This window comes from Acinetobacter sp. YH12137 (genome assembly GCF_013418535.1).
GTDB lineage: Bacteria > Pseudomonadota > Gammaproteobacteria > Pseudomonadales > Moraxellaceae > Acinetobacter.
This window is the reverse complement of sequence record NZ_VPBW01000077.1, coordinates 1-2663: the sequence shown is the minus strand read 5'-3', so window position 1 is coordinate 2663 and position 2663 is coordinate 1. Positions and strand designations below refer to the sequence as shown.

General features: G+C 52.8%; 4 protein-coding genes. 1 reads left to right on the top strand and 3 read right to left on the bottom strand.

Annotation, left to right across the window (positions count from 1 at the left end):
* Positions 1 to 405, top strand: a 405-nt coding sequence (locus FTU72_RS16065) for an MFS transporter (RefSeq protein ID WP_180053114.1), incomplete at its 5' end; no start/stop codon positions are given.
* Between the two features lie 15 nt (positions 406 to 420).
* Here the strand turns inward: FTU72_RS16065 and FTU72_RS16060 are convergent.
* From FTU72_RS16060 to aph(3'')-Ib, 3 genes are all read right to left on the bottom strand, one after another.
* Positions 421 to 687: a hypothetical protein gene (locus FTU72_RS16060; RefSeq protein ID WP_052928020.1), complete on the bottom strand. Its 267-nt coding sequence runs from the start codon at positions 685 to 687 to the stop codon at positions 421 to 423.
* Positions 688 to 854: 167 nt separating this feature from the next.
* Positions 855 to 1691 (bottom strand): aminoglycoside O-phosphotransferase APH(6)-Id, encoded by an 837-nt coding sequence (locus FTU72_RS16055; protein WP_000480968.1) that lies wholly within the window; start codon positions 1689 to 1691, stop codon positions 855 to 857.
* Positions 1691 to 2494: an aminoglycoside O-phosphotransferase APH(3'')-Ib gene (gene aph(3'')-Ib, locus FTU72_RS16050; RefSeq protein ID WP_001082319.1), complete on the bottom strand. Its 804-nt coding sequence runs from the start codon at positions 2492 to 2494 to the stop codon at positions 1691 to 1693. The genes FTU72_RS16055 and aph(3'')-Ib overlap by 1 nt, the downstream gene beginning before the upstream one ends.
* Positions 2495 to 2663 lie beyond the last annotated feature (169 nt).

Below are 2663 nucleotides of genomic sequence, written 5' to 3'. Positions count from 1 at the left end.
TTCGTACAAGCTGTTTTAACCGGCACTCTTTCAAAGCGACTGGGTGACCGCGGTGTGTTGCTGCTTGGAATGGGCGCTGATATGTGCGGGTTTTTATTGCTGGCTTTTATCACGCAAAGCTGGATGGTTCTGCCGGCAATTTTTATGCTGGCCACAGGCGGCATTGGTATGCCTGCTTTGCAGGCCATTATTTCAGGTCTTGTTTGCGATGAAAAACAAGGTGCTTTACAGGGAACTTTAACGGGGTTGACGAATATAACCTCGATTATCGGGCCGGTCGGATTTACGACGCTTTATGGCTTAACCGCGGGGCAGTGGGATGGTTGGGTTTGGCTCGTCGCAGCAAGCCTTTATCTTATTGCTATACCATTATTGCGCCAGTCAGCCAGTTTATTGCGATCTTAAAATCTTGGCGGGAGATCAAGCAATCCCGCCAATAAAACCGCTGAGTTCATCAAGACGCACCATTGCCATGCGCATGGTGCCACGGCAATTTTGAGCTTTGCAGCGTGCGCGTCGTTCAACTTCGTCCAAATATAATTGCTCGTGTCCTCGAATTGAGCTGATCATTGCCTTATTGATATAAACAAGGCGGTTACATTTCTTGCAGGTCATTTCTAATCTTTGATGGTCTGCAAGATCACTGGCTTTATAGCGGGTTTTCCAGTTTCCGGGTGGGGATGCCATTTTCATCACCAGAAGTCTTCAGGTGAGGGAATACGGACATAGCTGATTTTACCGCCCACATGGGGTCGTTTGCGGGAGAGGGCGAAATCCTACGCTAAGGCTTTGGCCAACGATATTCTCCGGTAAGATTGATGTGTTCCCAGGGGATAGGAGAAGTCGCTTGATATCTAGTATGACGTCTGTCGCACCTGCTTGATCGCGGCCGCGATAGCTAGATCGCGTTGCTCCTCTTCTCCATCCGCGTTCCAAGCTGCGGAAAGGCACCCATAAGCGTACGCCTGGTCGAGCAGGCGACGCGGATCGACGTCCAGCGCACGAGAGAATGCGTCCGCCATCTGTGCAATGCGTCTAGGATCGAGACAAAGGTCGTCTCTGTCAGCCGGATCGTAGAACATATTGGCGGCGCCAAAGCCCACTTCACCGACCAGACCGACGGGATCTATCACCAGCCAGCCGCGACTGGAGAACATGATGTTTTCATGATGCAGATCGCCATGTAGCCCACGCAGTTCCGAGGCATTGCTCATCATTTGATCGGCTATAATCGCCGCGTGGACGTAGTCAGTTTGACAACCTGCGTTTTGATCATCGCGCGCCCGCTGAAACAAAGCTGCAAAGCGATCCCGGATCGGGAGAAGGGCAGAAGGCAGGGGTTCCTCAGATGCGGCATACAGCTTCGCCATTAGTTCCGCTGCAATTTCGGTCGCCTGGTAGTCGCCGTGCTCGGCAACGATGTGAGAGAGCATTCGCTCCCCGGCATATTCGAGCAACATCAGATTGTTCTCACGACCGAGCAACCGGACTGCTCCCCTCCCATTGCGCCATACCAGATAGTCGGCCCCGCGCAGTTCATCAGCAATGTCTTCTATAGGTTTCAATCCCTTGACGATTGCAGGAGTCCCGTCTGGCAATGAAACTTTCCAAACGAGGCTGGAAAAGGTGTCCGCAATGAGAACAGGTTGCGAAACGTGCCAATGAGCAGGAAAAACAGGCGGCATGAACATCAACCCCAAGTCAGAGGGTCCAATCGCAGATAGAAGGCAAGGCGTTCGCGGTCGGGGGCTTCGATCCCCAATACATTGAATAGGACAGCGAAGGCGCGCTCTGCTTCATCTGGCGCTGCCCAGTTCTCTTCGGCGTTAGCAATCATGAGTGCCAAATCGGCATAGCGATCTGCTGTTCCGAGCCGCCCAAGGTCGATCAGACCCGTGCATTGAAGAGTTTTAGGGTCCACCATGAAGTTCGGCATGCAGGGATCACCATGGCAAACAACCATATCGGTGCGCTCTTGGTCGAGCCGCACCGGTAGCTCTCGTTCGACACGAGCCAAAAGATCGAGCTGCGGCGTACTCTTGTCCTCGTCCGGTAAGAAGTCGGGATTGACGGCATTGCGGGACACCACATCAACGGCGCGTCCGAACATTCGCGACAGCCTGCGCTCAAACGGACATTGATCAACCGATAGGCTGTGAACAGCGCCAAGTTGCTGCCCCATTGACGGCCACGCTTTGAGCAAATCCGCTCCAGACAGATCAGCCGCCGGTACTCCCGGAATTGCCGTTATCACCAAGCATGCACCCTCCTGTTCCTCCTGCCAGTTGATCACCTCGGGGCAAGCCACACCTCGACCTTTGAGCCAAATGAGGCGGTCACGCTCTCCAGCGAGCTCACCGCGGCGGGAAGCAGGTGCGATTTTCGCGAAGGCATGCCCGTCACCACGTCGAAAAACAAAATCACCAGATTCTCCGCCTCTGACAGGCAACCAGTCAGAATGCGATTCACCAAAAAAAATATTAGTTCGATTCAATGGAGGTTCCTTCAGTTTTCTGATGAAGCGCGGAGGTGGCTCAACAGAGGTGGTTCCACTTGTTTGAACAACTAAAAGCGTATTTATAAGTGATATTCCGCTCTAGTTAAGCCACCTTGTTTTGTTGGGGTAGCTGATCATAGTAAAACTCATTTGGTGTCATTTTGTC

Coding starts and splice junctions, on each gene's coding strand:
- FTU72_RS16060 (WP_052928020.1), bottom strand. CDS start 687: ATGGCATCCCCACCCGGAAACTGGAAAACCCGCTATAAAGCCAGTGAT.
- FTU72_RS16055 (WP_000480968.1), bottom strand. CDS start 1,691: ATGTTCATGCCGCCTGTTTTTCCTGCTCATTGGCACGTTTCGCAACCT.